Source organism: Bradyrhizobium sp. 26S5 (assembly GCF_036923295.1).
GTDB lineage: Bacteria > Pseudomonadota > Alphaproteobacteria > Rhizobiales > Xanthobacteraceae > Bradyrhizobium > Bradyrhizobium septentrionale.
Genome location: NZ_CP145948.1, coordinates 945828 through 968029, shown reverse-complemented (window position 1 = coordinate 968029; position 22202 = coordinate 945828). Strand labels below are relative to the sequence as shown.

16 protein-coding genes are annotated in these 22202 nt (G+C 64.9%); 11 read left to right on the top strand and 5 right to left on the bottom strand.

Going from position 1 to position 22202, the window contains the following annotated elements; translation table 11 throughout:
• Positions 1–10: 10 nt before the first annotated feature.
• The gene (locus V5279_RS04440) at positions 11–871 is read left to right on the top strand and encodes a prephenate dehydratase (protein WP_338695391.1); all 861 of its coding nucleotides are present in this window, start codon (positions 11–13) and stop codon (positions 869–871) included.
• A 143-nt stretch (positions 872–1014) separates the two neighbouring features.
• Here the strand turns inward: V5279_RS04440 and V5279_RS04435 are convergent, their stop codons facing one another.
• On the bottom strand, positions 1015–2037 hold the full coding sequence (locus V5279_RS04435) for an LLM class flavin-dependent oxidoreductase (protein WP_338695389.1): 1023 nt from the start codon (positions 2035–2037) through the stop codon (positions 1015–1017).
• 392 nt (positions 2038–2429) lie between these two features.
• Between V5279_RS04435 and metF the strand changes: the two genes are divergently transcribed.
• The 3 genes from metF (at position 2430) to maiA (ending at position 8007) form a co-directional block, all read left to right on the top strand.
• Entirely contained in the window at positions 2430–3344 is a 915-nt protein-coding gene (metF, locus tag V5279_RS04430) for a methylenetetrahydrofolate reductase [NAD(P)H] (RefSeq protein WP_338695387.1), read from the top strand.
• A 3-nt stretch (positions 3345–3347) separates the two neighbouring features.
• The gene (gene metH / locus V5279_RS04425; RefSeq protein ID WP_338695385.1) at positions 3348–7199 is read left to right on the top strand and encodes a methionine synthase; all 3852 of its coding nucleotides are present in this window, start codon (positions 3348–3350) and stop codon (positions 7197–7199) included.
• Between the two features lie 217 nt (positions 7200–7416).
• The gene (gene maiA, locus V5279_RS04420; protein WP_338695383.1) at positions 7417–8007 is read left to right on the top strand and encodes a maleylacetoacetate isomerase; all 591 of its coding nucleotides are present in this window, start codon (positions 7417–7419) and stop codon (positions 8005–8007) included.
• Between the two features lie 1077 nt (positions 8008–9084).
• Here the strand turns inward: maiA and V5279_RS04415 are convergent.
• On the bottom strand, positions 9085–10170 hold the full coding sequence (locus V5279_RS04415) for a Cj0069 family protein (RefSeq protein ID WP_166307968.1): 1086 nt from the start codon (positions 10168–10170) through the stop codon (positions 9085–9087).
• A gap of 342 nt (positions 10171–10512) precedes the next feature.
• Here V5279_RS04415 and V5279_RS04410 point away from each other — a divergent pair, with 342 nt between their 5' ends.
• From V5279_RS04410 to V5279_RS04395, 4 genes are all read left to right on the top strand, one after another.
• Positions 10513–11331 (top strand): chromate resistance protein ChrB domain-containing protein, encoded by an 819-nt coding sequence (locus V5279_RS04410; RefSeq protein ID WP_166301970.1) that lies wholly within the window; start codon positions 10513–10515, stop codon positions 11329–11331.
• Entirely contained in the window at positions 11328–12719 is a 1392-nt protein-coding gene (gene chrA, locus V5279_RS04405; RefSeq protein ID WP_338701848.1) for a chromate efflux transporter, read from the top strand. Before V5279_RS04410 ends, chrA begins: the two co-directional genes overlap by 4 nt.
• Before the next feature lie 200 nt (positions 12720–12919).
• Entirely contained in the window at positions 12920–13516 is a 597-nt protein-coding gene (locus V5279_RS04400; RefSeq protein WP_166307965.1) for a superoxide dismutase, read from the top strand.
• 155 nt (positions 13517–13671) lie between these two features.
• The gene (locus tag V5279_RS04395; protein ID WP_338695379.1) at positions 13672–14388 is read left to right on the top strand and encodes a dihydrofolate reductase family protein; all 717 of its coding nucleotides are present in this window, start codon (positions 13672–13674) and stop codon (positions 14386–14388) included.
• A gap of 39 nt (positions 14389–14427) precedes the next feature.
• Here V5279_RS04395 and V5279_RS04390 read toward each other — a convergent pair whose 3' ends face one another.
• Positions 14428–15327, bottom strand: coding sequence for a LysR family transcriptional regulator (locus tag V5279_RS04390; RefSeq protein WP_338695378.1), 900 nt, complete (start codon positions 15325–15327; stop codon positions 14428–14430).
• Between the two features lie 80 nt (positions 15328–15407).
• On the opposite strand from V5279_RS04390, the gene V5279_RS04385 reads away from it, so the two are divergent.
• Genes V5279_RS04385 through V5279_RS04375 form a run of 3 tightly spaced genes read left to right on the top strand, consistent with a single transcriptional unit; the run spans position 15408 to position 20313 of the window.
• On the top strand, positions 15408–16004 hold the full coding sequence (locus V5279_RS04385; RefSeq protein WP_338695377.1) for a hypothetical protein: 597 nt from the start codon (positions 15408–15410) through the stop codon (positions 16002–16004).
• The gene (locus V5279_RS04380) at positions 16001–17188 is read left to right on the top strand and encodes an efflux RND transporter periplasmic adaptor subunit (protein WP_338695376.1); all 1188 of its coding nucleotides are present in this window, start codon (positions 16001–16003) and stop codon (positions 17186–17188) included. Before V5279_RS04385 ends, V5279_RS04380 begins: the two co-directional genes overlap by 4 nt.
• The gene (locus V5279_RS04375) at positions 17185–20313 is read left to right on the top strand and encodes an efflux RND transporter permease subunit (protein WP_338695375.1); all 3129 of its coding nucleotides are present in this window, start codon (positions 17185–17187) and stop codon (positions 20311–20313) included. Before V5279_RS04380 ends, V5279_RS04375 begins: the two co-directional genes overlap by 4 nt.
• A gap of 68 nt (positions 20314–20381) precedes the next feature.
• Here the strand turns inward: V5279_RS04375 and V5279_RS04370 are convergent, their stop codons facing one another.
• Together V5279_RS04370 and V5279_RS04365 are read right to left on the bottom strand one after the other, a co-directional pair.
• Entirely contained in the window at positions 20382–21089 is a 708-nt protein-coding gene (locus V5279_RS04370; protein WP_338695374.1) for an outer membrane protein, read from the bottom strand.
• A 328-nt stretch (positions 21090–21417) separates the two neighbouring features.
• A complete protein-coding gene (locus tag V5279_RS04365) occupies positions 21418–22116 on the bottom strand; it encodes a TetR/AcrR family transcriptional regulator (protein ID WP_338695373.1) in 699 nt (232 codons plus the stop codon).
• Positions 22117–22202 lie beyond the last annotated feature (86 nt).

The window sequence follows — 22202 nt, the reverse complement described above, 5'->3', positions numbered from 1 at the left end:
GAAAGAACCCATGACCAAGAAGCTGAAAATCGCGTTCCAGGGCGAGCCTGGCGCCAATTCCCATATCGCGATCGTCGAGGCCTATCCCGACGCCGAGCCGATGCCCTGCGCGACCTTCGAGGACGCGCTGGCTGCGATCACCTCGGGCGAGGCCGATCTCGGCATGATCCCGATCGAGAATTCGGTCGCCGGCCGCGTCGCCGACATCCACCATCTGCTGCCGGATTCCGGCCTGTTCATCGTCGGCGAATGGTTCTTGCCGGTCCGCCACCAGCTGATGGCGGTCAAGGGCACCAGGCTCGCCGACATCAAGAGCGTGGAGAGCCACGTCCACGCGCTCGGCCAGTGCCGGCGCATCATCCGCAAGCTCGGCATCAGGCCGATCGTCGCCGGCGACACCGCCGGCAGCGCCCGCGATATTTCCGAGCGCGGCGACAAGAGCGTGGCGGCGATCGCCTCCCGCCTCGCCGCCGATATCTATGGCCTCGACATTCTCGCCGAGGACATCGAGGACGAGGCCCACAACACCACCCGCTTCGTGGTGCTGGCGCGCGAGGCCAAATGGGCGGCGCAGGGCTCGGGGCCGCTGGTCACCACTTTTGTTTTCCGGGTGCGCAACCTGCCCGCCGCGCTGTACAAGGCGATGGGCGGCTTTGCCACCAACGGCGTCAACATGACCAAGCTCGAGAGCTACATGGTCGACGGCAATTTCTTCGCCACGCAGTTCTATGCCGACGTCGACGGCCATCCTGACGACCGCGGGCTCGCCTTTGCGCTGGAGGAATTGAAATTCTTCTCGCGCGAATTCCGCATCGTCGGCGTCTATCCCGGCCATCCGTTCCGCGCGACGTTTAGCGAGAAGGCGGATTGAATCGCACGCGCTGTCCTCCATACGTCGTCCCGGCGAAGGCCGGGACCCATAACCACCGGCCTTCGTAAGCGGCACGGCGACAACCAGTTTGCTCAATAACTAAAGCCGCGGCGTATGGGTCCCGGCCTGCGCCGGGACGACGATCATGATGCGGCTGCCTTCTCCTGCAGCCCGAATGCCTTGGCCAGCAGGTCATACGACTTCTTCCGCGCGTCGTGATCGTAGACCGCTGATATCACCATCAGTTCGTCCGCCTGGCTCGCCGCGATCAGCGGCGGCAGCTTGGTCATCACGGTCGCAGGGCTGCCGACGAACAAGCGGGCGCGGTTGCGTGCGATCGAGGCGCGCTCGGCGTCGGTGTAGGGATAGGCTTGCGCCTCCTCGACGCTCGGCAACGGCAGATATTGACCGCGGTCGCGGCGCAGCCGGTTGAGGTCCATCGACATCGCGAGCTGCTCGGCTTCCGCGTCGGTCTCCGCCGTGACGACGGCGACCGCCAGGATCGACTGCGGCGTCGCGCGCCAGCCCGACGGCTTGAAATGCGCGCGATAATTCGTCATCGCCGCGACAGCATCATGGCTCGCGAAATGATGCGCGAATGCAAAGCCCATCCCGACCTGCGCGGCGAGCTCGGCGGAATAATCGCTCGAGCCGAGCAGCCAGATCGGCGGCAGCGGCGAATCATCCGGCATCGCCACCACATTGTTGTAGGGATGGCCGGCCGGGAAATCGCGCGTCTCCCACAAGGTCAGCTCATGCAGCCGCTCGAGGAAATCGTCGCCCTCGCGGCGATCGAGCCGGCTGCGCAGCGCGTAAGCCGTGGCGCCGTCGGTGCCGGGCGCGCGGCCAAGCCCAAGATCGATGCGGCCGGGAAACAGCGCCTCCAGCATCTTAAAGCGCTCGGCGATCACGAGCGGAGCATGGTTGGGCAGCATCACCCCGCCGGAGCCGACGCGGATATGCTGCGTCACCGCCGCGATCTGCCCGATCATCAGATCGGGCGCCGGGCTCGCGACGGAAGCGAGGTTGTGGTGCTCGGCCAGCCAATAGCGTGTGTAACCGAGAGCATCGACATGGCGCGCCAGATCGATGCTGTTGCGGAGCGCAGCGGCTGGCTTGGTACCGGTGGTGACGACGGACAGATCGAGGACGGAGAGCGGAATCATGGCAGTCAACCTAGTGTGACGCCACGAGGCGACAAAGGCCCCGGCCGCGCAGGGCAGTCCCGCACCGGAAGGTCGGCGCCAGCCGCCACGGTTTTTGGGACGAAATGCAACGATTCATTGACACAGCCAGCTGCCCATAGCTGTTTTTGACCGCAAACCAATCGCAGAACATAGTTTTTATCTATATAATTCAATTAATTAATTGTATCATCATCAAAGAGAACACATTGCCCACTATTGGCTTTTGATGGTCAATTTTTGCCACTCCAACGCATCCAAATGGGCAATTTCCCATATCCAATGGGCTGTTTGATCCAACCCGTTTGGCCTATCTTGCGCAGATCATATCCAGGCCAGACGTCTGCCCTTCAGTTGCGGAGCCCTTGCGTATCATGACCGAGACCATTTCCTCCGTGCCGAACGGGTATCGTGCGCCAAAGACGCCGAAAATCTCCTTCGAGTTCTTCCCGCCGAAGACCGAGGAGATGGAGCGCAATCTCTGGGAGACCATCAACCGGCTGGCGCCGCTGACGCCGAACTTCGTCTCGGTCACCTATGGCGCCGGCGGCTCGACCCGCGAGCGCACCCATTCCACCATCACGCGCATCCTGCGCGAGACCGATCTGCTGCCGGCCGCGCATCTGACCTGCGTCAGCGCCTCGCGCGGCGAGATTGACGACATCGTCGACCGCTACCATGAGGTCGGCGTCCGCCACATCGTGGCGCTGCGCGGCGATCCGCCCGGCGGCATCGGCACGCCCTACTTCACCCATCCCGACGGCTACCAGAGCTCGGCCGAGCTCGTCGCCGCCATCAAGAAGCGCCACGCCGACATCGAGATCTCGGTGTCCGCCTATCCCGAGAAGCATCCGGAAGCCGCTGACTTCGACGCCGACATCGATACGCTGAAGGCCAAGGTCGACTCCGGCGCGACCCGCGCGATTACCCAGGTGTTCTTCGACAACGACCTCTACCACCGCTATGTCGACAGGGTGCGGGCGCGCGGCATCGAGATTCCGATCGTGCCGGGCATCATGCCGATGCACAATTTCAAGCAGGCCCGCAATTTCGTGACCCGCGCCGGCACCAGCGTGCCGGACTGGCTCGCCGAGAAGTTCGAGGGCCTCGACAACGACGCCGAGACCCGCAAGCTGGTCGCGGCCACCGTCGCCGCCGGTCAGGTGCAGAAGCTGTTCAAGCACGGCGTCGACACCTTCCACTTCTACACCATGAACCGCGCGGACCTCGTGTTCGCGATCAGCCATTTGCTCGGCATCCGGCCGAACGGTGCCCAGAAAGCTGCCTGACACATGTCCGTTCCCGTTTCCCCCAAGCGTAACGCATTGCTCGCGGCTGCCCGCGAGCGCATCCTGGTGCTCGACGGCGCCATGGGCACGATGATCCAGGGCCTGCAGTTTGATGAAGCCGCCTTTCGCGGTGCGCGCTTTGCCGACTTCCACCGCGACATCAAGGGCAACAACGATCTCCTGATCCTGACCCAGCCTGACGCGATCACGGACATCCACGCCGCCTATCTGCGCGCAGGCGCCGACATCGTCGCGACCAACACCTTTTCCTCGACCTCGATCGCGCAGGCCGACTACGATATGTCGGACCTCGCCTATGAGCTCAACCTGCAGGGCGCGCGGCTTGGCCGCGCCGCGGCGGAGCGGGTGAGCGCCGAGGACGGCAAGCAGCGTTTTGTCGCCGGCGCACTCGGCCCGACCAACCGCACCGCCTCGATCTCGCCCGACGTCTCCAATCCAGGCTATCGCGCAGTGACCTTCGACGACCTGCGCAAGGCCTACGGCGAACAGGCCAAGGGCCTGCTCGACGGCGGCGCCGACCTGCTGCTGGTCGAGACCATCTTCGATACGCTGAACGCCAAGGCGGCGCTGTATGCGATCGCCGAGATCATCGAGGAGCGCGGCATCGACGTGCCCGTGATGATTTCCGGCACCATCACCGACAAGTCCGGCCGCCTGCTCTCCGGTCAGTTGCCGGAGGCGTTCTGGCATTCGGTGCGGCACGCCAGGCCCATCACGATCGGCTTCAACTGCGCGCTCGGCGCCGAGGATTTGCGCGCCCACATCGCCGACATCGGCCGCGTCGCCGACACGCTGGTCTGCGCCTATCCGAACGCCGGCCTGCCCAACGAGTTCGGTCAATATGACGAGACGCCGGACTACATGGCGCGGCTGATCGGCGAGTTCGCCTCCGCCGGCCTCGTCAACATCGTCGGCGGCTGCTGCGGCACCACGCCCGACCATATCGCCGCGATCGCCAGGGCCGTCGCCCCGCACAAGCCGCGCGTGGTGCCTGACATCGAGCCGCGGCTGAAGCTGTCCGGCCTCGAGCCGTTCACGCTGACCGATGCGATCCCGTTCGTGAACGTCGGCGAGCGCACCAACGTCACCGGCTCGGCGCGCTTCCGCAAGCTGATCACCGCGGGCGACTACACCGCGGCGCTGCAGGTGGCGCGCGACCAGGTCGAGAACGGCGCCCAGGTCATCGACGTCAACATGGACGAAGGCCTGCTCGATTCGGAGGCGGCGATGGTGACGTTCCTCAACCTCGTCGCCGCCGAGCCCGACATCGCCCGCGTGCCTGTGATGGTCGATTCCTCGAAATTCCACGTCATCGAGGCCGGCCTGAAGTGCATCCAGGGCAAGCCGATCGTGAACTCGATCTCGATGAAAGAGGGCGAGGAGAAGTTTCTGCACGAGGCGACGATTGCAAAACGCCACGGCGCCGCCGTGGTGGTGATGGCGTTCGACGAGACCGGCCAGGCCGACACGTTCGCGCGCAAGACCGAGATCTGCAAGCGCGCCTACGACATTCTGGTCAACCGGCTCGATTTCCCGCCCGAGGACATCATCTTCGATCCGAATATTTTTGCGATCGCGACCGGCCTCGAGGAGCACAACAATTACGGCGTCGATTTCATTGAGGCGACGCGCTGGATCCGCCAGAACCTGCCCGGCGCCCACATTTCCGGCGGCGTCTCCAATTTGTCGTTCTCGTTCCGCGGCAATGAGCCGGTGCGCGAGGCGATGCACTCGGTGTTCCTGTATCACGCCATCCATGCGGGCATGGACATGGGCATCGTCAACGCCGGCCAGATGATCGTCTATGACGACATCGACCCCGAGCTGCGCCAGACCTGCGAGGACGTCATCCTCAACCGCGATCCGGGTGCTTCCGAACGCTTGCTGGCGCTTGCCGAGAAATTCCGCGGCAAGGAGAAGCAGACCAAGGAGCAGGATCTCGCCTGGCGCGAATGGCCGGTCGAGAAGCGGCTGTCGCATGCCCTGGTGCACGGCATCACCGAGTTCATCGAAGCCGACACCGAGGCCGCCCGCCAGAACGCCACCCGCCCGCTCGACGTCATCGAAGGCCCGCTGATGGCCGGCATGAACGTGGTCGGCGACCTCTTTGGCGACGGCAAGATGTTCCTGCCGCAGGTCGTGAAGTCGGCGCGCGTGATGAAGCAGGCCGTCGCCTATCTGATGCCGTTCATGGAGGAGGAGAAGGCGCGCAACCTCGCCAACGGCATCACCGGCGGCCGCAACGCCGCGGGCAAGATCGTGCTCGCGACCGTGAAGGGCGACGTCCACGACATCGGCAAGAACATTGTCGGCATCGTGCTCCAGTGCAACAATTTCGAGGTCATCGACCTCGGCGTCATGGTGCCCGCCAACAAGATCATCGAGACGGCCAAGGCCGAGGGCGCCGACATCATCGGCCTGTCCGGGCTGATCACGCCCTCGCTCGACGAGATGAGCTTCCTCGCCGGCGAGCTGGAACGGCAGGGCATGAACCTGCCGCTCCTGATCGGCGGCGCCACCACGAGCCGGGTGCATACCGCTGTCAAGATCGACCCGAACTATCCGGGCGGCCCGGTGGTGCATGTCAACGACGCGAGCCGCGCCGTCGGCGTTGCCTCCTCGCTGCTGTCGGCCGAGAAGAAGCAGGCCTATGCCGCCGAGGTGCGCGCCGAATACGCCAAGATCTCGACGGCGCATTTCCGCGCCCAGGCCGACAAGAAGCGGCTGAAGCTTCCTGCTGCCCGCGCCAACAAGGTCGCGATCGATTTCGCCGCGGCGCCGCCGAAGCAGCCGACGTTCTTCGGGCTGAAGAGTTTTGACGCCTACGACCTCGCGGAGCTCGCCGAATACATCGACTGGACGCCGTTCTTCCAGACCTGGGAACTGACCGGCCGCTTCCCAGCGATCCTCGACGACCCCAAGGTCGGTGAGGTCGCACGCTCGCTCTATGATGATGCGCGCAAGATGCTCGACCGCATCATTGCGGAGAAGTGGTTCACCGCGCGCGCCACCATCGGCTTCTGGCCGGCGAATGCCGTCGGCGACGACATCGAGGTCTATGCCGACGAGACGCGGAAGCAAAAGATCGCGACCTTCCATACGCTGCGCCAGCAGCTCGAGAAGCGCGAGGGCCGCTTCAACGCCGCGCTGTCGGACTTCGTTGCGCCTGTCGACAGCGGCGTCCCCGACTATATCGGTGGCTTCGTCGTCACCGCCGGCATCGGCGAGGACGCGGTCGCCGACCGCTTCAAGAACGCCAATGACGACTACTCCTCGATCCTGTGCAAGGCGCTGGCCGATCGGCTCGCCGAAGCCTTCGCCGAGCGCATGCACCAGCGCGTGCGCAAAGAGTTCTGGGGCTATGCGCCGGACGAGAGCTCGTCGCCGGACGAATTGATCCTCGAGAAGTACGACGGCATCCGCCCCGCGCCGGGCTATCCGGCGCAGCCCGACCATACCGAGAAGCGGACGTTGTTCGCGCTGCTCGATGCCGAGACCACCGCCGGCGTGAAGCTGACCGAGAGCTTTGCAATGTGGCCGGGCTCGTCGGTCTCGGGCCTGTATTTCTCGCATCCCGACAGCTTCTATTTCGGCGTCGGCAAGATCGAGCGCGACCAGGTCGAGGATTATGCCGCGCGCAAGAGCATGACGGTTGCCGAGGTCGAGCGCTGGCTCGCGCCGGTGCTCAACTACATCCCGTCGCAGGACGCGAAGGGACAGGCGATCGCGCCCGCCGCGACGCCCGCCAACGACGAGGAACTGGCCTCGCATCCGCAGGGCTGCACCTGCGCGGTGCACCTCGCCTGGCGGAAGAAGAAGGTCGGCGCGGGGTAGGCCTCGCCAAGACGTGTCATCGCCGGGCTTGACCCGGCGATCCATCTTCCAACAATCTTCTTGCGAAGATCGATGGATACCCGGGTCATCTGCGCGAAGACGCGCTTCGCGCTTTTGCCCGCGCATGACGAGCGGAGTGAATTCCCCATGCAATTCTTCTCCTTCTGGCGGTCGCTGGCGAGCTTTCGGGTCCGGATCGCCGCTCAATCTGAAGGGCGTGCCGGCCGAGGTCGTGTTCGTCGACATCGATGCGGACGCGCATCGCGCCGATGCCTATCGCAAGATCAATCCGCAGATGGCGCTGCCGGCACTGGTGACGGACGATGGCGCGGTGCTGTTCCAGTCGCTCGCGATCATCGATTATCTCGACGAGACCTACCCAACCCCGCCGCTGCTGCCACCCGATCCGCTTGGCCGCGCCCGGGTGCGCGGTCTGGCGCTGATCGTCGCCTGCGAGGGCCATCCGCTGCTGACGCCGCGGGTGCGCCGCTATCTCGATCGCGAGCTCGATTTGCGCGACAGCCAGCAGAATGCCTGGCGGCGGCACTGGACAGTCGAGACGCTGGCGGCGCTCGAGGGGCACCTCGCCGGCCACAAGGCCACCGGCCAGTTCTGCCACGGCGACACGCCGGGCCTCGCCGACATCTGCGTGGTCGGCCACGTCACCGCGGCGATCAACCAGCAAATCAGCCTGTCGCCCTGGCCGACCGTGAAGCGCATCCACGAGACCGCAATGGCGCTGCCGGCGTTCGCCAGGGCGCATCCGTCCGCGCAGCCGGACACGCCCGAGGCGATGCGGGCGAAGTAGTGGGCGTGCTCTCAATACCGTCATCCTAAGGAGCGCGCTCTTGCGCGCGTCTCGAAGGATCGACGGCCCCGCTGGTGGCCGATTCATCCTTCGAGGCTCGCTCCGCTCGCACCTCCAGCGACAAAGGCGAAGCCTTTGCGCGGGGATGACGGCGTTGGGTTCGGATTCGAATGTCAAACAGCTTGTTCGGTGTCATCGCCCGGCTTGACCGGGCGATCCAGTATTCCAGAGACGCTGCTGCTTGAGCCGAGAGGCCGCGGCGTACTGGATCGCCCGGTCGAGCCGGGCGATGACAGATGAGGATGAGGATACAGCTTCGCATTCTCGCGACATGAATTGTCCGAGCTTTGCTCTTCGTCTCGCCCTCTCTTGAAGAGGGCGCAGGGAAAGCCGGGTGCCGATCGCACCCATGGGCCCCGAGCAAAAGGTAGAAAGCTCGGGGGTAGGACCACAGGTGTAACCGGAGACTCCGGCTTTCCCTGCGCGATGGTTGTGCGGCTTACTTCGCGCTCTCCCCGGCGAGACTGGGCTTGCTTGTCACCGCCTTCGTAAGAACGCTTGCGCGTTCTACTAGGGGACACCGGCCACTAGGGCGTCAGGACCACACGACTTCGCCGTCCGCCTCATGCGCACTCGTCGATTGCGCAATCGTCGTCCACTCGCATCCCACACCGCGTTCGTGACGACCGCGAAGCGCCCCTCGATCGGGTGAGACGGGCGAACCATACATCAAATTATGGTTCCGATAAACCGAAATATTTTTGCCGCGGGGTCTTGCGCCGTCGGGCAACTCAGTGGCACGCGCGCGTGAGGGAGCCATCGGCGGCAGGGTTCCCTCCCCCCTTGCGGGGGAGGGTTGGGGAGAGGGGTGCCAAACGGCAAGCTCTCTCCGAATTCTTCACGGCAATAGGCTAGCGCAATTGCGCGGTTAGTGCCCTCATCGATCATCTCGCCCGGAGCCACCCCTCTCCCCAACCCTCCCCCATCGCAAGCCGGGCCTGCCCGACTTGCGCAAATCATTGATGCGCAACCGGGGTAGACCCCGGTTGCGCGGGGGAGGGAGCCTGAAGGGCGTGCTCACTTCACGCTCTCCACGCTCCGATCAATGCGCTCGTTGACCGTCTGCGCGATCGCGGCCGGTGCCTCATCGGGGATCGCGAAGCACGAGCTCGCGTTGATCTCGCAGAGCACGTAGGTGTCGGCGCCGTCGGCATCGCGCGGACCGTAGAGGAAGTCCGCATCCCAGATCACGGGCAGCGACGCCTCATCGATCACAAGCGTCGCCATCAACTGCGGGATCCATTCGTTCTCCATCAGCCGTCGCAACGTCCTAAATTGCGGCGCATCGGGACCGTGCATGATGCGCGGTCCGGGTTGGGCCTCGGGTGCGTCGGGGCCTTCCGGAGGCGGCGGGATCAAGGCCTTGATCAGCTGGTGCCCGAAGCCCGCGACCTTCGATCCGCTGACATAGCAACGGATCATGCCCTCGGGCAGCCGCGGCTGGAAAGCCTGATCGATGATGCAGCCGCCCCATCCGAAATAAGGCTCGCAACGCGCCATCAACGCGTCCAGCGGCGTCTCCTCGGGCTGGCTGCCGCGCAGCGCGTGGAGCACGCGAACGGTCGCGTCCGCGTTCGGCAACGCTTCCACCTTCCAGACGCCCTGCCCGCCATTGCCGCGGTTCTGCTTGAGCACGCGTGGACCAGCGGTGCGCAGGCGCGACGGGAATTCGGCGCGGAAAGCGTCGGCGGTGGCGTAGCGATGCGTGTCGGCGCCCCAGCCGAGATGACGGGTGCGGTAGAGCACCTCCTTGACACCCATCTTGAGGATGACGTCCGGATGGGCGCTGACCCATAGACCTCTCATCGGATGTTTCGCCGCGACCTCGCACAGCAGGGGATCGAGCGCCGCGCGCGTCTTGCCTTGATGGATCGGATCGACCCAGACGAGAACGCCGTCCATCGTCAGCAACTGGTCGCGGACGGCATCGGCGAAACTCTCGTCGTAGACGACGGGACACGCCTCGATGCCGGAGGCTTCGAGCGCTTCGAAGACGCGGACGAAACGGTTGTTGTGTGGGGTCGCCTCCTGCCGCGCCGCGGCATCGCCACGCCACAGGATCGCTATTCTGGAACGACGGGGTGTGTGCTGTTCGGTGTCCATATCAAAGCTCCACGACGGGTTGGGTGTCGCGCAGAGCTTGGACCGAGGTCTCACGGGGAGTCTGCCTTTTCCCCGTAGCGAGGAATCTAGACGACCGCGCGCAGGTTTCAAGATGGAAGTGGAACCAATCCCGCCGAGCGGTTGAGAGCGAGGTTCAGCACCGACACCGTCCCTGTCATAGACAGTGAACTTTTGGTGATCCGCTTCAATCGCTGATGAATCCGCTTCGGCAAGACCGTTGACAGCAACGGACATTCGTCTTTTATTGCAGCCACGGGGATGTGCGATCTCCCCGCGAGGCGACATGCCCAAGAATCGCGTCCTGTTCACCAAGGGCGCACCATGTCGTCATACACATCGATCTCATCCGAAAAATTGTCTCGTCTGATCGGCACCGCCAAGGCGCCGACGCTGGTCGACGTTCGCCTCGATGAGGATTTCGCCGCAGATCCGCAGCTGATCCCGGGCGCGATCAGACACTCCCATCGCGACGTCCAGGACTGGGCTTCCCGCTTCTCCGGCCAGTCCGTGGTCGTCATCTGCCAAAAGGGGCAGAAGCTCGCCGAAGGCACCGCAGCCTGGCTGCGATGCGGCAACATTGCTGCCGAGGTTCTCGAGGGCGGCCATCTCGGCTGGAAAACGGCGGAGCTTCCCACCGTTCCCGCCGACAGGATTCCGAAACGCGACGGGCGCGGCCGTACCGTCTGGGTCACGCGATCACGGCCGAAGATCGACCGCATCGCCTGTCCGTGGCTGATCCGCCGCTTTGTCGATCCCGCGGCCGTGTTCCTGTTCGTCGCGTCAGCGGAGGTCGAGGCCGTCGCCGAGCGGTTCGGGGCGACGCCGTTCGACATCGAGAACGTGTTCTGGAGCCATCGCGGCGAACTCTGCACCTTCGACATCATGGTCAAGGAGTTCGGTCTGGCGACGCCGGCGCTGGAGCGGCTCGCGACCATGGTGCGGGCCGCGGATACCGCACGGCTCGATCTATCCCCTGAGGCACCCGGATTGCTTGCCGCCTCGCTCGGCCTGTCGCGCATGTTCGACGACGACCTCGAACAATTGAACGCCGGCCTGCTACTCTACGACGCCTTCTATCGCTGGTGCCGCGACGCGACCCGGGAGACGCACAATTGGCCGACCAGCAAGGTGAAGCCATGACCGACGTCGCGGCGAACCCAAGGACGCGCGGACAGGAACACTCCCACGGCATCTCGTTCAACGAGGCACTGCTGGTGTGGATGCGCGTCGCCATCCTGAGCTTTGGCGGACCGGCCGGCCAGATCGCGGTGATGCATCGCATCCTGGTCGAGGAGAAGAACTGGATATCGGAGGGGCGTTTCCTGCACGCCCTCAACTACTGCATGCTGCTGCCGGGGCCGGAGGCGCAGCAGCTCGCGACCTATATCGGCTGGCTGCTGCACCGGACGCTCGGCGGCATCGTGGCAGGCGGATTGTTCATCCTACCCGGTATCTTCGCCGTCATGGGACTCAGCTACATCTATGCCGCCTACGGCAATGTCGGATTTGTCGAGGCGCTGTTCTTCGGCCTGAAGGCAGCGGTGCTTGCCATCGTCATCCAGGCCGTGGTGCGGGTCGGCAAGCGCGCGCTGCGCAACCGGGTGATGATCGCGCTCGCGGCGACAGCCTTTGTCGCAATCTTCTTCTTCGCGGTGCCGTTTCCGCTGATCATCCTGGCCGCTGCCGGCGTCGGGCTGATCGGGGCATACCTGGGCCGCAGCGAATTTGCGGCCATCGAACATGGCGGCAAGAATTCCGCCGTGATCGACAGCATGCTTGGCGAGGCGGTGCCGGATCACGTCCGTCCCAACGCGTCGCGCGCGCTGCGGGTCGGCGCGGTCTGGCTCGCGCTCTGGCTGGTGCCGGTGTTCGCCCTGCTCATCGCGCTCGGGCCCGGTGACGTGTTCAGCCAGATCGCGATCTTCTTCAGCAAGATGGCGATGGTGACATTCGGCGGGGCCTATGCCGTGCTCGCCTATGTCGCGCAGCAAGCCGCGGAATATTACCACTGGGTCAGCCCGCGCGAGATGCTGGACGGGCTCGGCATGGCCGAGACCACGCCCGGACCGCTGATCATGGTGGTGCAGTTCGTGGGGTTCATGGCGGCGTTCCGCGAGGCCAGCGGCCTGCCGCCGATGCTTGCCGCCACGCTCGGCGGCCTGCTCGCGACATGGGTGACCTTCACGCCGTGCTTCCTGTGGATCTTCGTCGGCGCGCCCTACATCGAAGCACTGCGCGGCAACAAGGCGCTCGCCGGCGCGCTGTCGGCGATCACCGCCGCCGTGGTCGGCGTGATCCTCAACCTCTCGATCTGGTTCGCGCTGCACACGCTGTTCCGGCAGACCTTCCCGGTGCACGGGCTTGGCCTGTCGTTCGACGCGCCGGTGCCAGGCAGTATCGACTGGCCGGCGCTGGCGCTGTCGGTGGCCGCAGCGATTGCGATCTTCCGCTTCAATGTGGGGATGCTCGCCGTCCTCGCCGCGTCCTGCATCGTGGGCGTGCTGCTGCGCCTCGTGGGCATGATCTGAGCGGAGCGGCTGACGCATCGAACTTTCGCACCCTTTGATCCAAGCGTACCGGCATTGCTCAACATCAGGAGGAGCCGATGACCATCGACACAGAGCGCCGCAACTTCATCACCGCGGCCGGCGTAGCTACCGCATCGGCAGTCGTGCTGGGTAGCAACCGCGCCGCTGCCGAAACCAACCAGCAGACAGGAGCCAGGGCCATGTCCTATCAGGCAAAACCGATGTCGTTCGATCCAAAGTCGATCAGCGGCATCTCCGAGAAGATCCTCGTCAGCCACTACGAGAACAATTACGTCGGCGCGGTGAAGCGGCTCAACGCCATCGGCACGCAGCTTGCCGAACTCGACTTCGCCAAGGCGCCGAACTTTATGATCAACGGCCTGAAGCGCGAGGAGTTGATCGCGGCGAACTCGATGATCCTGCATGAAGTCTATTTCGATGGGCTCGGCGGCGCGGGCAAACCGGGCGGAGCGCTCGCCGAGGCGATCACGCGCGACTTCGGCAGCATGGAGCGCTGGCGCACCGAATTCGCCGCGATGGGCAAGGCGGAAGGTGGCGGTTCGGGTTGGGTGATCCTCGCCTACTCGCCCCGCGACAAGCGGCTGGTCAATCAATGGGCCGCGGATCATACGACGACGCTTGCCGGCGGTCGTCCGGTCCTGGTGCTCGATATGTATGAGCACGCCTATCACATGGACTTCGGTGCCGCCGCGGCGCGTTATGTGGACATCTACATGGAGGCCATTCGCTGGGACAATGCAGCCAGGCTTTACGAGCAATACGCGAAGGAGACGTGAGGAGAGACGCGGAGCGGCGCGGCCGGTTCCATTCGGCGGGCATGTTACCAAACACTGCCGCGTTATCGGCATTGAGAATGTGCTTCGGCCACTCTAGATCAGAGGTTGCCCCTCCCCGGCGCAGTCACCGCGCCGCTCCACCGAAGAGTTAGCCTATGCGACCCCACATCATCTGCCACATGGGCACATCGATCGACGGCCGGCTACATCCCAGCCGCTTCACCAAACCCGCCGCCGGCATCCCGGCCGACGTGCTGCGCTCCCATTACGAACGGATCCATGACGAGTTCAACGCCGACGGATGGATCATCGGCCGCGTCACCATGAACGAGATGGCCAAGGGATCGGAGCGGCACGTCGCCAATGCACCGAAACTGCCGCGCGAGCCGCATCTCGGCAACCGCAACGGCCGCAAGCTCGCGATCGGCATCGATCCCTCGGGCCGCGTGCATTTCGGCAAGGACAATGTCGGCGGCGATCACGCCGTCGCGGTGCTCGGCGAACAGGTCTCCGATGCCCACCTCGCCGAATTGCGCGGGGACGGCGCGTCCTACCTGTTTGCCGGCGCAAAGGGCGATGATCTGGCGAGTGCGATGGCGCAGCTTGCGTCGCTGTTCGGCGCCAAAACGCTGCTGCTCGAAGGCGGCGGCGGGATCAACGGCGCCTTCCTCAAGCACGGGCTGATCGACGAGTTCAGCACGCTGATCCATCCGGCGGTCGACGGCGTCGCCGGATCGCAAAGCATCGTCGACTATCACGGCCCCGAAGGCGACCGCCCCGGCGCCGGGCAATCGCTGCGGCTCACCCATTGCGAGACGCTGGAGGGCGGCATGGTCTGGCTGCGGCATGCCGTGGAGCGCGTGCCGGGTTGAGCGCCGGCCTGCCGCAAGCGCGACGATCCCGTGCGGATGTCAAACGCCGGCCGTGGCAGCAACGATCGTGTCTCGCAGCCAGCGGTGCGCCGGCAGATCGTCGAAGCGGCGGTGCCAGCTCATGACACTCTGCAGCTTCGGTGCGTCGAACGGCAATTCGCGCATCTCGATCGGATAGGCGCGGCGGAATTCGAGCGCGAGCTTCCGCCCAAGGATCGCAACCATGTTGGATTGCACCAGGACCGCGCCGGCGGACAGATAGGGGACGTCGGCGGCAATGGTCCGCTCGGCCTTGCGGGCCTGCAGCCAGGCGTCGACGAAGTCCAGATTCTCGCCGCTGGAGGTGATCGCAAGATGCGGCAGGCTGGCCAGCAGCTCGGCGGTCAGCTTCTTGCGCAGGGACGGGTGCCCCGCCCTCAGCACCGCGACGAAGCGGTCCTCGATCAAAAGCTGCGAGGCAAAGCGCTCGCTCTCGAGCGCGCGCGCGGAGATCGCGAGATCGAGCTCGCCGCGGTCGATCCGGTCGGCAAGATTCAAGGTGCCGCTCGGCAGCAGCGTCAGCCGCACCATCGGCGCTTGCGCCCGCGCGGCCGCGAGGATCAGGCCGACCGCGACCACCGCGGCATAATTGTTCACCGCAATGTTGAAGCGCCGGTTGGCCTGCGCCGGATCGAACTGATCGCCCTCGACCGCGAGCTGCAGCTCGTTGAGCGCCTTGCGGATCGGCAGCGCCAGCGCCTCCGCGCGCGGCGTCGGCAGCATGCCGGATGGCGTGCGGACGAACAGTCCGTCCTTGAGCGCGTGGCGCAGCCGGTTCAGCGCGTGGCTGACCGCCGGCTGGCTGATGGCAAGCGCGTTGGCTGCGCGTATCACGCTGCGTTCGCGCATGACGGCGTCGAACACCAGGAGCAAATTGAGGTCGAGATTGCGCAGCCGCATGCGCTCATCATGCACAATGTGAATTGGCGGATAAAGACAATTCATTTGAATAATATCGCGGCAGGGCCCAACTTCCGGGCATGTTCCAGAGCCTGCACAGCGCAGTTCCAGCAAGACCGGTTCGCACCGCCGCGAGTGTGCTGGTCGGTGTCCTGGTCACACCGGATGCACCGGCTGCCGCCATCCCCCAAACCTTCGCGCGCTGGCGGGCACTGACGCCACTTGCAAAGTGGTTGCCGATCGCGCTGGGCGAACCGGGCTATGCCGACATCGTAAGCGGCGTCGCGGCCGCGCTCAGCCGCTCCGGCATGACGCGGCGGCACCTGATCCTGCTCGGCGAAGGGCCGGTCGCGCGCAGCATGCTGGAACTGGCGCTGCGGGGCGAATTGCCGTGCGGCGGCATCGTCGCGATCGACGTCCCCTGCGGCGCGCTGCCGTTTCCCATCGTGCCCACGGTCACGGCGATGCGGCTTGTCATCCGCCGCGACGGCGATGAGGCGCTGCGCGGCGATCTCATCGGCGCGCTGCGCTCCGCCGATCTCGACGCACGCATCATCACGCTCGACCTGACGGCCGGCCGCGCTGCCGGCGCGGCAGCGAGCGTCACTGAAACCTTCGTCCTCGAGCTGGTCGCAACGATCGGCCGCCGGACAATTGATGGAGTTGGCGACCCATGACACCGAAGGCCCTCATGATCACCAGCGTTTGTCTGGCGATCGCCGCCGCAATCGGCGCCGGCGCGTATCTCGTGCACCTGCGCGACGGCCGCACAGATCACGCACCCGCGGCGGCCCTGTCCGGGGCCGTTCCGGTGACGGCGGCCAAGGTCCGGCAGCACGACGTGCCGATCGTGCTCGAAGGGCTCGGCACGGTGACGCCGATCAACACCGCGACCATCCGCACCCAGGTGCAGGGCACGCTCGACAGCGTCGACTTCGTCGAGGGCAAGCAGGTGAAGCGCGGCGACGTGCTCGCCAAGATCGACCCGCGGGTCTATGAGGCCCAGGTCGATCAGGCCGAGGCCGCGCTGGCCCGCGACGAGGCCAGCCTGAAGAACGCCAGGACCAACCTTTCGCGGACCCAGCCGCTCGCCAACCGCGGCTTTGCCACCCAGCAGCTGCTCGATACCCAGAATTCGCTGGTCTCGCAGGGTGAGGGCACGGTCGCGCTCGACAAGGCGGCGCTGGAAGCCGCGCAAACACAGCTGAGCTTCACCACCATCACCGCGCCGTTCGACGGCGTCACCGGAATCCGCCGCATCGATCCCGGCAACATCGTGCAGCCGTCCGATCTCAACGGACTCGTGGTCCTGACCCAGCTGCAGCCGATCGCGGTGATCTTCACGCTGCCGTCCGCCGACATCCCGCGCGTGCAGCAGGCGCTCGTATCCGGGATCGTGTCGGTCGATGTCTATGATGCCAAGGACCAGCAGAAGCTCGACCACGGCAGCCTGATGCTGATTGACAACCAGGTCGACAGTTCGACCGGTACGGTGCGGCTGAAGGCGTCCTTCCCCAACGCCGGCCGCATGCTGTGGCCCGGCAACTTCGTCAACGTCCATCTGACCGTTGCCGTCAGCCACAACGCGCTCACTGTGCCGCTGACGGCGGTGCTGCAGGGGCCAAGCGGGGCCTTCGCCTATGTGGTCGGCCCCAACAACGTCGTCAGCGTACGCAATGTCACAGCCGGCCAATCGCGTGAGGGACAGGTCCTGATCGAGCAAGGCCTCGCGGCGGACGAGACCGTCGTCACCGCCGGCCAGTACCGGCTCAATCCGGGGACCACGGTCGACATCGTGCCCGATAACGAGAAGGACCTGGTCCAGAACGCGACCACTGCAAGCGCAGGCATGCTGCCATGAACATCTCCGCAGGCTTTATCCGCAGACCGGTCACGACCGCTTTCCTGGCCATCGCCATCACGCTGGTCGGCATGGTCGCCTTTGTGCGGCTGCCGGTCTCGGCGCTGCCGACGGTGGACACCCCGACCATCCAGGTGACGGCGCAGCTGCCCGGCGCCGACCCGCAGACCATGGCCTCCTCGGTCGCGACGCCGCTGGAGCGGCAGTTCGGCCAGATCGCGGGCCTGACCGGCATGAGCTCGAGCAGCGGGCTCGGCAACACCCAGATCACGCTGCAATTCGCGCTGAACCGCAGCGTCGATTCGGCCGCGCAGGACGTGCAGACCGCGATCAATGCCGCAGCGGGACAACTGCCCAAGACCATGCCGTCGCCGCCGACCTTCCACAAGGTCAATCCCGCCGACGTGCCGGTGCTGCTGATCGCGCTGACGTCGGACACCGAGCCGCTGACCAAGGTCGACGATTACGCCGACAGCATCTTGGCCCAGAAATTGTCGCAGGTGCCGGGCGTCGCACTGGTGACGATCGGCGGCATGCAGAAGCCGTCGATCCGGGTGCAGGTCAATCCGGCCAAGCTCGCCGCCGCGGGCCTCGACCTCGAGCAATTGCGCACGACGCTCGGCAACATCACCGTGAACCAGCCCAAGGGCGTGCTCTACGGCAATCAGCAGGCCTACACGCTTGCCACCAACGACCAGGTGCTGGTAGCGAGCAGGTATGACGATCTGATCATCGCCTATCGCAACGGCGCGCCGGTGCGCCTGCGCGACGTCGGCCAGGCCATCGTCGCCGCGGAAGACGTCACGCTGCACGGCTGGTACAACGACAAGCCGGCCGTCATCCTCGCAATCCAGCGCCAGCCCGGCGCCAACGTGATCAGCACGGTGGACGGCATCAAGAAGCTGCTGCCGCAGCTGGTCTCGGGCCTGCCGTCCGACATCAAGGTCCAGATCGCGTCCGACCGCACGCAGACGATCCGCGCCAGCGTCGCCGACGTGCAGTTCACCCTGCTGTTGACCATCGCGCTGGTGGTCGGCGTGATCTTCCTGTTTCTGCGCAATCTGTGGGCGACCATCATTCCCGCGGTCTCGGTTCCGATCTCGCTGATCGGCACGTTCGGCGTGATGTACCTGCTCAACTACAGCCTCGACAATCTCTCGCTGATGGGCCTGTCGATCGCGGTCGGCTTCGTCGTCGACGACGCCATCGTGATGATCGAGAACATCTCGCGGCACATCGAGGAGGGTCTCTCACCGATGCAGGCGACGCTGAAGGGCGCAAAAGAGATCGCCTTCACCATCATCTCGATCTCGGTCTCGCTGGTCGCGGTGTTCATTCCGCTCCTGCTGATGGGCGGCGTGATCGGCCGCATGTTCCAGGAATTCGCCGTGACGGTGTGCGTTACCATCCTGGTGTCGGTCGTCGTCTCGGTGACCCTGACGCCGATGATGTGCGCCTATCTGCTGTCGCCGAACCAAGGCGCCGACGCCGGGCGGGTGTCGCGCGCGCTCGAGCGCGGCTTTGTCGCGATCGAGACCGGCTATGAGCGGCTGCTCGCCGTGGCGCTGCGCTTCAAGGCCACGACGCTGTCAATCATGCTGGCCAGCATCGTGGTGACCGGCCTGCTCTTTGTCGCGATCCCCAAGGGCTTCTTTCCGCAGCAGGACACCGGCATGATCACCGGCATCACGGAGGCATCGGCGGACGTTTCGCCGGCGCAGATGGCGGCCTTGCAGCGCAGCGCCATCGACATCATTGCCAAAAACCCTGCGGTGGCCAATGCGACCGGTTATATCGGCCCCGGTGGCCCGACCGTCACCGAGAACAATGGTCGCCTGTTCGTGCTGCTGAAGCCTAAAGCGGAGCGCTCTGCTTCCGCGGACCAGGTGATCCGGCAGCTCGACAGCGCGCTGCAGAAGATCAAGGGAATGTCGGTGTTCCTGCAGGCGACGCAGGACATCAATCTCGCTAGCCGCCTGTCCAAGACGCAATATCAGTACACGCTCACCGATGTGAACCAGGACGAGCTCAATCTGTGGGCCGGCAAGCTGTATCAGACGCTGAAGACGCTGCCGGAGCTCGCCGACGTCGCCACCGACCAGGCCAACGCGGCGCGCCAGCTCAAGCTCGAAATCGACCGCGACGCCGCCGCGCGCCTCGGCATCGATCCGGCCGCAGTCGACAACACGCTCTATGATTCATTTGGCCAGCGCCATGTCGCGCAGCTGTTCACGGCGCTCAACACCTATTACGTGATCCTCGAGGTCGATCCGTCGTTCCAGCTCGGCCCCTATGCGCTGAACCGCATCTATATCCGCTCGTCCACCGGATCTATGGTGCCGCTCAGCCAGATCGCGAGCATCGATTACGGCACCGCGCCGCTTGCGGTGAACCATCAAAGCCAGTTCCCGTCGGTGACGCTGAGCTTCAACCTCGCGCCGGGCGCGGCAGTCGGAACGGCGGTCGCCGCCATCCAGAAGGCGACCGCCGATATGCACATGCCAGCGACCGTTGCCACCAGCTTCCAGGGCAATGCGCAGGCGTTCCAGGCGGCGCTCACCAGCACGCCGATGCTGATCGTCGCGGCGATCGTTGCGGTCTATCTGATCCTCGGCATGCTCTATGAAAGCACCATCCATCCGGTCACGATCCTCTCGACCCTGCCCTCCGCCGGCCTCGGCGCGCTGCTTGCGCTATGGGCGTTCGGCTTCGGCCTCGACGTGATCGGGCTGATCGGCATCATCCTGCTGATCGGCATCGTCAAGAAGAACGGCATCATGCTGATCGACTTCGCGCTGGAAGCCGAACGCCACCAGCACCTCTCCGCCGAGCGGTCGGTCTATCTGGCCTGCAAGGCCCGCTTCCGCCCGATCCTGATGACGACGATGTGCGCGATGCTCGGCGGCGTGCCGCTGATGATCGGCACCGGAACCGGCTCCGAGCTGCGCCAACCGCTCGGCTTTGCGATCGTCGGCGGGTTGATCGTCTCGCAGCTGATGACGTTGTTCACGACGCCGGTCGTCTACATCTATCTCGACGACATCAGGCGATGGCTGGGCGGCGTGCGCAAAGGCGCGCAACAAGCTGCCTCGTGCCCATCGGAGGCAGTCCCGCCGTTGGCATGAATGGATCGATCCGGCGGTACCTCTCCCGCTTGCGGGAGAGAGAACGCAACGCCTTGCTCAAGCCGGTGTCAGAACTTGTAGCTCAACGCGGCGCGAGCAATGCTGAACCTGTTCTCGCGGCTGGCATTGTAACGGATCTGGCTCTGCACCGGATCCGTGCCCTGGAAGGTCGCTGTCGTGCCGCTTCCGCCGAGATCGACATAGAGATATTCGCCGCGCAGCGTCCAGTTGCCGGGAAAGGCATATTCGAGGCCGCCGCCGGCGGTCCAACCGACGCGGATGTCGGAATTGTTGCCAAGCCAGAGCCGCGAGAGACCCGTGGAAAAGACTTCCGAGTTGGTGATGTTGGTCTTCACCTCGCCATAGGCCAGACCGCCTGTCGCGTAGATCAGCAGGCGCTCGGCCGGCACAAAGCCGATGCGGCTCCGCACAGTGCCGAACCAATCGATCTTGCTGGTGTTTTGAAAATTGAAGCTTTCCGTCGGGCCGTGAAAGAAAGTGACGGTGGTGCTTCCACCCCGGGAAGACTTCAGGTCGACATAGTTGAAATCGGCTTCCACACCGAGGACGACCCTGTCGATCTGATAGTTGTATCCGAGCAATCCGCCAGCGGTGATGCCCGCCTGGTTGCTGTCCGAAACGGGGACACGAACAACGTTGCCGGCGCCGACGATCGAAACGACATTGCTGCTGGTCGTGATATTCCCACCATCATACCAGCCGCCGCCCACATTCACGCCGGCATAGAATCCGGACCAGTTGAACGCGGGAGCCACCAATGGCGGAGCCTTGGTCCAGCTGCGCTCCGGCAGGTCAGCGGCTGACGCCGCGCTCGCAAATCCCGTGATGAAAAGCAGGCTCCAGCCCCAACGATTCCAAAACGACGCACTTCCATTCCCCTTTGCCCTTGCCGCAAGCAAGTCGCCCCAAAAAGCGAGCGACCAAATCTCTGCCATGGAAGGAAGGCGTGCGACAGCATGCCTCACTCGAATTGCATTCTTTCCCGCAAGCTGTGTCGAAGTTGCAACGACTAGCGCTCACAACCGCGTGAGCGAACCTGTCTCGGATCATCTCTTGATCAACCGGAGACCAGTCTGTTTCGAGTCAGAAACCATTTCTGCACGCAGCAACGAAAAACGCGACGCCGCGTGCAACATGATCATTGATCTCGGGGTCGAGCACTTTCAGGTCCACCTCGAACAGCGCACGCAGCAGCATCGGCACCGCGATGATGTCGAGAAACAAGCGCGCCGTTGTCGGCAGATGCTCCGGGGCGAAGGCCGGCAGCTTGCCGAGTTCGTCGGATTGCGTCAGGTCACGCAGCAGGTGAACGCCGAGCTCGGTGGCGAGCGCGCGCGCCCTGCGGTTGACGGTGGCAGCGAGATCCGGAAAGCGATGCGCCTCCGCGATGGCGAGCCGCATCAGCCCGATCCGATCGGCGTCAAGGCCCCAATGCAGCAGGGTCGAGGCCACGCTAGTGAGACGCTCCTCGATCGTCACGCCGACCGGCGCGTCCGCCTTGAACTCGGCGATACGTGACAGGATGTCCCGCGTCACCACCTCGGTGAACAGCGCGCGCTTGTCGCGGAAGCGCGCATAGATCGTGCGCTTGCCGGAGCGCGCGGCCTCGGCGATCTCGTCGATGCTCGCGCCCTCGAACCCGCGCTGCAGGAAGACCTTGCGCGCCGCATCCAGGATGCGCCCATCGACCTCGCCGGCCAGCTCCTTCGGCGGCCGGCCGGCACGCACCTCGACCGGCCTCGCCTTGGGAGCCCGCGGCTTCTTCAAGGTGCTGGTGGTCATCGCCTTTACCCGGGTGCCATTGGCCGGTCGCGCCGGCAACAACAGGCAATATAGCCCTATCACATCTGGTTGTAAATAGAACGGTA